This window comes from Bradyrhizobium sp. PRIMUS42 (assembly GCF_023006515.1).
In the GTDB taxonomy this organism is placed as follows: Bacteria; Pseudomonadota; Alphaproteobacteria; order Rhizobiales; family Xanthobacteraceae; genus Bradyrhizobium.
In genome coordinates this window covers 1-7,720 of sequence record NZ_JALBGZ010000270.1, presented here as the reverse complement: position 1 = coordinate 7,720, position 7,720 = coordinate 1, and the positions used below count along the sequence as shown (strand labels likewise).

Genomic DNA, 7,720 nt, shown 5'->3' with positions numbered 1-7,720 from the left:
ACTGCGCGGCTCCGACAGGCGCGGGCCATCGCCGGACTGCGGCACTAAGCGTTGGTCGTTCCCATCCTCTGCAGGCCACGCGGCCTCCTGCCGCTCCGCCTCCTGCGGCCAGGATCGTCGCTTCCGGGCACCCGCTACTGTCATCCGCCGCGCCATTTCTCCCGCCGAACCCGCCAGCCTCGTACTCACAAAGACTAATATATATCGTAATCCGATATGTTTTCACGTGATAATTTTCGTCGTTCGACCAAAGGCGAAATTGACAGAAGGTGTTCACAAGCAATGTTTACGTCCAGGAGCTACACGCGGATGTGACGTGCCCGGTGCAGGCAGGCCCTCGAGGCCGGCTGCCGCCGGACAGGTCGTGTTGTGCCTGCAAACAAGAACGACATTCGGAGGAAACGATCATGACTGACGATCTCGTCCGCCGCGGCCTCTCGCGCCGCGGCTTGCTCCAGACCACCGCGGGTCTCATCGGCGGCTCGGTGCTGCCGGCGATGCCGGCCTTTGCCGAAGACAAGCCGATCGGCACGTATCCCGCGGGCGTTTCGGGCTCCACCGCCTTCATCGGCATCTCGGTGCCGCGCACGGGAACCTATGCCGTTCAGGGCGAGGACGAGCTCAAGGGCTATCAACTCGCGATCGAGCACATCAACAGCGGTCACGACCTGATCAAGAAGATCTCGCCGAAGACCAGCAAGGGCGTGCTCGGCAAGGAGCTCAAGTTTGGCGTCGCGGATTCCGCGGCCAAACCGAACGAGGCGGTGCAGGCGCAGCAACGCTTCATCAGCGAGAACAAGGCGATCATGATCACCGGCGGCACGTCCAGCGCGGTCGCGGTCGCGCTCAACAAGCTCGCCCAGCGCGAGAAGGTGATCTTCGTGTGCGGCATCTCGGGCTCGAACGACACCACCGGCAAGGACTGCGTCCGCTACGGCTTCCGTCAGAACTTCTTCGGCCAGACCGCCGCGGCGGCGATCGGCCCCGTCATGGTCAAGGAATTCGGCAAGGGCAAGAAGGCCGCGTACCTCACGCCGGACTACACCTACGGTCACACCGTCACCAAGTCGATGCAGGACTTCCTTGCGACCGCCGGCTGGACCACCGTGACCAACCAGGTTGCGCCGCTCGGTGCGCCCGACTACTCCTCGTATCTTCTGAACGTCGCGAATTCCGGCGCCGACGTGCTGATCAATGTCAACTGGGGCCACGACGCGGTGCTGTCGACCCAGCAGGCCAAGCAATTCGGCGTCCTCGACAAGATGAAGCTGGTGGTCCCGTATCAGGTGCCGTTCATCGCGCGCGAGACCGGCGGCTTGATGCAGGGTGTCTACGCCGCCACCGACTATTGGTGGACGATCGAGGACAAATTCCCGCTGGCCAAGATGTTCAACGAGGCCTTCGAGAAGAAGTACGGCTACAAGCCGGAATGGGGCGCCGAGAATGCTTATGTCAGCTTCGCGCACTGGGCCCGCATGTGCGAGCAGGCCGGCAGCTTCAACCCGCCCGATGTGATCAAGGCCTATGAGAAGGGCGAGACGATCCCCTCGCTCGTCGGCGACGTGCATTACCGTCCCGAAGACCATCAATGCATCCGTCCCGTCCTGATCGTGAAGGGCAAGATGCAGAAGGACATGAAGAACAAGGAAGACTGGTACGACGTGGTCGAGGTCGTCCCCGGTGAAGGCCTGATGCAGAAGCCGGACGCCTTCGGCTGCCATCCCGGCGACTACAGCTGAGCCCGCTCTAACCCTTGTGACGCCGCGGGCTGCCCTCTGCTCCTGCGGCGTCACCTTTTTGACGCGCCGCGGCGCGTCGCAACAGTGACCCGTCATGATCAGTTGGCCCAACCTCGTTTCGCAGCTCTTCAACGGGCTGGCGCTCGGCGCACTGCTCGCGCTGATCAGCTCCGGTCTGACCATCATCTACGGCACGCTCGGCGTGCTCAACCTCGCGCACGGCGCGATGTTCATGATCGGCGGCTATGCCGGCTTCGTCGCCTACCAGTATACGGAATCGTTCGTCCTCGCCGTCATCGCGGGGTCGCTGTTCGTGATGCTGCTCGGCGTGCTCATGGAGCGCGTCATCATCCGCCATTTCTATCATCGCCCGCACGAGGATCAGTTGCTGGTGACCTTCGGGCTCGGCATCTGTTTCGTCGAGCTCGTGCGCCTGATCTTCTCGAGCCAGTCGCAGCTGGTGCCGCCGCCGGCGTTGTTCCAGGGCATCACCAATCTCGGCTTCATGTTCTATCCGACCTATCGCCTCGCCGTGGTCGGCATCGTCGCGGTCGCGCTCGGCGCGCTGTTCATCATCCTCTACCGGACCCGGCTCGGCATGATCGTGCGCGCCGGCATCGAGGACTCGGTGATGGTCGATTCGCTCGGCATCAACGTCTACCGCGTCTTCATGGTCGTGTTCGGCATCGGTGCGATGGCCGCCGGCTTTGCCGGCATCATCAACGCGCCGGTGGTCTCGCTGACACCGGGCATCGGTGACGACATCCTGGTCCAGACCTTCGTGGTGGTAGTGATCGGCGGCGTCGGCTCGTTCCCCGGCGCGATCCTCGGCGGACTGATCGCCGGCGAGATCATCAGCGTCACCTCCATGTTCAACCCCGGCTACGCCTATGTGATGCTGTTTGCGGTCATGACGCTCGTACTCGTGGTGCGACCGCATGGCCTGCTCGGCGTCCAGGGCCGCGAGTAAGTAATTTCGTGATGCTCAAGCAACGCCCATTCCTGATCGAGACGCTGACGGCCATCGGCCTGATCGTGGCTCCCTTTGTGCTGCCCCATCTCGGCTTCGCGCCGAACACCGTGAACCGGATCCTGGTCTGGGGCCTGTTCGGGCTCGGCTTCGACATCCTGTTCGGCTTCACGGGGTTGTTGTCGTTCGGCCAATCCGCCTTCTATGGCACCGGCGGCTTCGTCGCGGCCTATCTCCTGACGCGCGCCGGCTTCGGCAACGTGCTGGGTGCGCTGATCATCGGCATGATCGCGGCCGCCGCGACCGGCTACCTCGTCGGCCTGATCGCGCTGCGCCGGACCGGCATCTATTTCGCCATGATCACCGTGGCGATCGCACAGGTGTTCTTCTTCGTCGAGTTCAATCCGCTCTCGGATTTCACCGGCGGCGAGAACGGCCTGCCCGGCGTGCCGACGCCGAGCTTCAATCTCGGCTTCACCACCATCCACTTCACCAATGGCTGGTCGCTCTATCAGTTCATCGCGCTGTGCTACCTTGTCGGCGTCATCATCGCGCTCAGGATCGTACGCTCGCCGGTCGGGGCGATCTTGAGCGCGATCCGGGACAATCCGCTGCGCGCCACGGCGGTCGGCCACAACATCCACGGCTACAAGCTGACTGCTTTCGTGATCGCAGCCGCCTACGCGGGGTTTGCCGGCGGCCTGCTTGGTGTGCTCCAGGCCTTCATGCCGCCCGACGCGTTCACCTTCGAGACCTCCGGCCAGCTGGTGATGCAGACCGCGATCGGCGGCAGGGGCACGCTGTTCGGGCCGCTGGTCGGTGCGGCGGTCTGGCTCTTCCTGCAGGATTTCCTGCAGGCCGCGCTCGGGCTCGGAGCGGCCTGGAAGCTGGTGCTCGGTGTCGTGTTCGTGCTGCTGGTCTGCTTCCTGCGCGGCGGCATCGTCGGAGGCATTGCAGATCTCTATCGCCTCGCCTCCGGCAAGCGTAAGCGGACGGAAGCAGAGACTGAACAGGAGGCTGCGGACGCCGCGGCGACACAGCAATCCGCACCAGCGCCGATGCAGGCCAAGGAGGTCGAGCATCCCGCCTATTCCGGACCGATCCTGAAGGCCACCGGCCTCACCAAGCGCTATGGCGGCCTCGTTGCCAACAGCGACATCGATTTCAGCGTCAATCAGGGTGAACTGCGCGGCATCATCGGCCCCAACGGCGCCGGCAAGTCGACCTTCTTCAAGATGCTGACCTGCGAGATCGCGCCGACATCGGGCCAGATTGTGTTCGAGGGCCGCGACATCACGGGATTGAAGGTCACCGAGGTTTGCCAGCTCGGGCTCACCAAGAGCTACCAGGTCAACCAGCTCTTCACTGGCCTTACCGTTCGCCAGAACCTGACGATCGCCGCGCTGGCCGAGCTGCGCGGGAAGTTCCGGCTCGATCTGTTCCGCAAGCTCTCCGGCGTCAAGGGCCTGACGGAGCAAGTCGAGCACACGCTGGCACTGGTCAACCTGACCCGCCGCGCCGACACGCCCGTGTCCGAACTGGCCTATGGCGAGAAACGCAGGCTGGAGATCGGGCTTGCGCTCGCGACCTCACCGCGCCTCTTGCTGCTCGACGAGCCGCTCGCCGGCATGAGCCCGCGCGAGCGCGTCGAGACCGTCAAGCTGCTCAAGTCGATCGCGCGCGGGCGCACCATGATCATCATCGACCACGACATGGACTCCCTGTTCGAGCTGGCCGAGCGCGTCACCGTGCTTCAGGAAGGCCGCGTGCTGGTCTCCGGCACGCCCGAAGAAATCAAGACCAACGCCGCGGTGCAGGAAGCCTATCTCGGCGGCGTTCACGGAGAGATCGCCGCATGAGCCTGATCGAGGTCAACGGCCTGAACAGCTATTACGGGGACTCCCACATCCTGTTCGACGTCGCCATGCGCGTCGAGCGCCACGAGGTGGTGGCACTGCTCGGCCGCAACGGCGCCGGCAAGAGCACCACCCTGAAGAGCCTGATGGGCGTCGTAACCCCGCGCAGCGGCAGCGTGAAATTCGACGGCATCGACATCGCCGGACGCAGGAGCCACAAGATCGCGCTGGCCGGCATGCAGCTCGTGCACGAGGAGCGCCGCATCTTCGGCAGCCTGTCGGTGGAGGAGAACATCACCCTTGCAGGGATCACCGCACCGAAACGATGGCCGCTCGGCCGCATCTACGAGATGTTTCCCCGGCTGAAGGAGCGTCGTAACAACCGCGGCACCGAGCTCTCCGGCGGCGAGCAGCAGATGCTCGCGATCGCGCGGGCGCTGGTGCGCGATCCCAAAATCGTGCTGCTGGACGAGCCGTTCGAGGGCCTTGCGCCTGTGATCGTCCAGGATCTCGTCAAGGCCTGCCGCGAGCTGGCGGCCGCCGGCCAGACCATCGTGCTGGTGGAGCAGAATCTGGCGGCGACGCTGGCGCTGGCGAGCCGGATCTACATCATCAACAACGGCCACATCGTGCATGAGGGGCCGGCGCTGGAGCTGAAGGCCCAGCCGGAACTGCTGCAGCGCTATCTCGGCGTTTGATCAGCCAGCAAGCGCCGCGGCCATCCGTTTGGCGTGGTCGGCGAGCACGGCCATGTCTTCCTTGCGCGTCTGCGCCGGCAATAGCTCGATGCCGGACCTGACCGGCATGACGTGCATGTGCAGGTGAAGGACCACCTGCCCGCTGGCTGGTTCGCTGAACTGCTGCAGGATGATGCCCTCGGCATCGAACGCCCTCATCGCCGCAATCGCGATCCGCTTGGCGGTTCTCGCGACTGCGGCGAGATCGTCATCGGCGATATCCAGGATGCCGCGCGCCGGCGCGCGGGGAATGACCAGCGTGTGTCCGGGCGAGCGCGGCATGATGTCGAGGAAGGCGAAGCTGCGATCGTCCCTGAAGACCTCGAAGCAGGGAATCTCGCCGCGCAGGATCTTTGCGAAGACGTTCTGGTCGTCATAGGCCGTCACGGATCCCCCTCCCTCGCTGCGAAGCGCGATCAAACGCGCTCGTTTCCGTTGACGCAAGCAAGCCTGCCGATCTATCCACGATGCTGGGCAGGATGGTTCCATTGACGACAGGCTTCGATCCGGGAAACAGCATAGAGAGTGCGCGGCGCGCCCTCACCGCGCGGCTGCAATCGGCCGGCATCGAGGAACCCGCGCTTGATGCGCGCCTGCTCGTCGGCGCTGCCCTGGAGCTCGATCTGACCGGCCTGATGACGCAGGCGGCACGACAACTCACGCCTGGGGAGACCGCGCGCCTCGAACGATACGCCGAGCGCCGGCTGGCACATGAGCCGGTCGCCCGCATTCTCGGCGCGCGGGATTTCTGGGGCATGCCGTTCCGGCTGTCCGAGGCGACGCTGGTGCCACGGCCGGACACCGAGACCGTTGTCGAGCTGGCGCTCGAGATTTTTCGCGAGCTCACGATATCGGGACAACGCCCGCGAATCGCGGATATCGGTGTCGGATCAGGCGCCATCCTGCTCGCGCTGCTGCACGAAATTCCCGACGCGTTTGGCGTCGGCACCGATGTTAGCCTGACGGCGCTCAATACGGCACGCGACAATGCGGCCGCTCTCGGCCTCACCGGCCGCGCCGGCTTCGTCGCCTGCTCCTACGCGTCGGCACTGGGCGGCCCGTTCGACCTCATCGTGTCGAACCCGCCCTATATCCCCTCGGCCGAAATTCCGACATTGAGCATCGAGGTGCGCGAGCACGATCCGCATTTGGCGCTCGACGGCGGCAATGACGGCTATGACGCCTACCGCGCCCTGATCCCGCAGGCGAGCGAGCGTCTCGCCCCCGGCGGAGCGCTGATCGTCGAGGCTGGCCAGGGCCAGGCGAGAAATATTGAAACCCTTATGGCGGCTGCGGGGTTAATGGTGGGCAGGCCACCCAAGGCCGACCTGGCGGGCATTCCGCGGGCCGTTTCGGCCCGAAAAATGCCTCCATAAAAGCCGGATTGGCCTGCAAAAAGCTCTTGGAATATCCCTTGGGAACGACTACGTTCCGGTCAACACATCGGTGCCGGCCCCGTAGACCTACGGGCGAAAGCCGGGCTCTCGGGCGAGAGCTTTACTGATATAGGTTCCAAGCCGCAGGTCCTGTGAAGCGCGATAGCCAGTGGAGCTACGCTGCTCTCCGACCGCAAAGTGAACGAAAGCCTGATATTGCGCTTGAAGACTTACGCGAGAAAGCTGGGCTTGTTTCGGCAGGCGAAATGAATGGGTTCGCTGGCGATCAATGCTGGCGGGTGGGGAAACGCGTCTTGTTGAGCGCGACGGTCGACGAACATCGGCAGGGATCAATCCGCTTGCGCGCGGTGCGCGTGAGCGATGTGAACCGCTGTCACCAGGTCACTCCTAGCAATCAGTAATGCGTGCAACCTTTAGGGCTGGAATTAAAGGCAGGACATGAGAAACGGTCAGAACAAGCAGCGGATGCGCAACCGCAACAACAACAATAACAACAACAACCGGCGCAGCCAGAACCCGATGACCCGGGTCTACGAGTCCAACGGACCCGACATCAAGATCCGCGGCACCGCCTCGCACATCGCTGAAAAGTATCTCCAGCTCGCGCGCGACGCGCGCTCCTCCGGCGATCCCGTTGCGGCCGAGAACTACTACCAGCATGCCGAGCATTATTTCCGCCTGATCGCGGCGGCCCAGGAGCAGTTCCGCCAGAACCAGCAGCCGCGCGGTGACGAGCCGGTCAGCAGCAATAGCGACGACGGCGAAGACGACGGCGAGAATTTCTCGAATTTCGGCCAGGAGCCGGGCTTCGTCCCGCAGCCGCCGCAGCAATCTTTCGTGCGCGAGCGCGACGGCCAGCGCGATCATCACCAGCGTGATCATCAGCAACGCGACAACCAGCAGCCCTTTCAGCGTGACAACCAGCAGCCGCGCGAGCACCGCGAGCGCGACCATCGTCCGCAGCCGCAATATCAGCCGCAGCCGCTACCCGCGAACCAGCCGCAGCCCGTCATCGCCGATG

The 7,720-nt window shown here is 64.2% G+C and carries 7 protein-coding genes; 6 read left to right on the top strand and 1 reads right to left on the bottom strand.

Features of this window, described 5'->3' with window-relative positions; all coding sequences use genetic code 11:
- Nucleotides 1-407: 407 nt before the first annotated feature.
- From MOV75_RS20125 to MOV75_RS20110, 4 genes are all read left to right on the top strand, one after another.
- The gene (locus tag MOV75_RS20125; RefSeq protein ID WP_246929049.1) at nt 408-1,739 is read left to right on the top strand and encodes a substrate-binding protein; all 1,332 of its coding nucleotides are present in this window, start codon (nt 408-410) and stop codon (nt 1,737-1,739) included.
- Between the two features lie 94 nt (nt 1,740-1,833).
- Nucleotides 1,834-2,709 carry a branched-chain amino acid ABC transporter permease gene (locus MOV75_RS20120; RefSeq protein ID WP_246929047.1) on the top strand — a complete coding sequence of 292 codons (876 nt, stop codon included), beginning with the start codon at nt 1,834-1,836 and terminating at the stop codon, nt 2,707-2,709.
- Nucleotides 2,710-2,720: 11 nt separating this feature from the next.
- Nucleotides 2,721-4,568, top strand: coding sequence for an ATP-binding cassette domain-containing protein (locus tag MOV75_RS20115; RefSeq protein WP_246929045.1), 1,848 nt, complete (start codon nt 2,721-2,723; stop codon nt 4,566-4,568).
- Complete coding sequence (locus MOV75_RS20110) at nt 4,565-5,263, top strand: ABC transporter ATP-binding protein (protein WP_246929043.1); 699 nt, start codon at nt 4,565-4,567, stop codon at nt 5,261-5,263. The genes MOV75_RS20115 and MOV75_RS20110 overlap by 4 nt, the downstream gene beginning before the upstream one ends.
- Here the strand turns inward: MOV75_RS20110 and MOV75_RS20105 are convergent, their stop codons facing one another.
- Nucleotides 5,264-5,689, bottom strand: a complete 426-nt coding sequence (locus MOV75_RS20105) for an HIT family protein (protein WP_246929041.1) — start codon at nt 5,687-5,689, stop codon at nt 5,264-5,266.
- A 92-nt stretch (nt 5,690-5,781) separates the two neighbouring features.
- On the opposite strand from MOV75_RS20105, the gene prmC reads away from it, so the two are divergent.
- Together prmC and MOV75_RS20095 are read left to right on the top strand one after the other, a co-directional pair.
- Nucleotides 5,782-6,678: a peptide chain release factor N(5)-glutamine methyltransferase gene (prmC, locus tag MOV75_RS20100; protein ID WP_246929032.1), complete on the top strand. Its 897-nt coding sequence runs from the start codon at nt 5,782-5,784 to the stop codon at nt 6,676-6,678.
- A 459-nt stretch (nt 6,679-7,137) separates the two neighbouring features.
- Nucleotides 7,138-7,720, top strand: a 583-nt coding sequence (locus MOV75_RS20095) for a DUF4167 domain-containing protein (protein ID WP_247006458.1), incomplete at its 3' end; no start/stop codon positions are given.

Coding starts and splice junctions, on each gene's coding strand:
- MOV75_RS20125 (WP_246929049.1), top strand. CDS start 408: ATGACTGACGATCTCGTCCGCCGCGGCCTCTCGCGCCGCGGCTTGCTC.
- MOV75_RS20120 (WP_246929047.1), top strand. CDS start 1,834: ATGATCAGTTGGCCCAACCTCGTTTCGCAGCTCTTCAACGGGCTGGCG.
- MOV75_RS20115 (WP_246929045.1), top strand. CDS start 2,721: ATGCTCAAGCAACGCCCATTCCTGATCGAGACGCTGACGGCCATCGGC.
- MOV75_RS20110 (WP_246929043.1), top strand. CDS start 4,565: ATGAGCCTGATCGAGGTCAACGGCCTGAACAGCTATTACGGGGACTCC.
- prmC (WP_246929032.1), top strand. CDS start 5,782: ATGGTTCCATTGACGACAGGCTTCGATCCGGGAAACAGCATAGAGAGT.